This window comes from Micromonospora thermarum (assembly GCF_012034245.1).
GTDB classification, from domain to species: Bacteria; Actinomycetota; Actinomycetes; order Mycobacteriales; family Micromonosporaceae; genus Micromonospora; species Micromonospora thermarum.
In genome coordinates, this window is record NZ_JAATEO010000102.1 from 1 (window position 1) to 577 (window position 577).

The 577-nt window shown below is 67.1% G+C and carries 1 protein-coding gene; it reads right to left on the reverse strand.

Annotated features, from left to right (window positions below):
- The coding region (locus tag HCJ94_RS29390; RefSeq protein ID WP_168004249.1) for a C39 family peptidase at positions 1 to 533 on the reverse strand (533 nt) is incomplete at its 3' end.
- Positions 534 to 577 lie beyond the last annotated feature (44 nt).

A 577-nucleotide genomic window follows, 5' to 3' on the forward strand; every position in this document is an offset into this window, starting at 1 on the left:
CGGTAGCCCACCACGCTGATGTAGTGGCCGCCCTCGAAGGAGTGCACCCCACCGTCGGTGTCGATCGCGGTACCGGCGATGTTGGCCACCAGCGCCCGACCCTCGTCGACGGTACGGACCACGTCCGCGCGCAGCTTGTCCGTCTGCTTCTCATCGGCCTTGCGGTCGGAGATCTCGACGCTGCGGTAGACGTCCTTACCGGTCTCCTTGTTCAGCACCGGGGTGATGTCGTTGATCGAGTCGGTGCCGGCCTCGGTGGTGCCCATCCGCTGCGCCATCGAGTCGACGTCGATCTCCTTGCCCTGCACCGACAGGGCGTTACGGGCCGCGGCCGGACCGCAGTAGTAGAAGTTCGGCTGCGCCTCGTAGCGCACGTCCAGCTCCCGCTTCTTCTCACCCCTGCGCTCGGCCTGCACGCCCGGCTTGTCAGCCGCAGCGGCCATGGCGCCGGTGATCGGCCCGGCAACCGCACCGCCGGTGAAGGCGAGCCCGGCAGCGGTCAGAACAGTGCTCCGCAGAAGGTTGGTACCCATGATGATCAAACCTTTCGATCGGGGGAACGCAACCGGCACCCAAC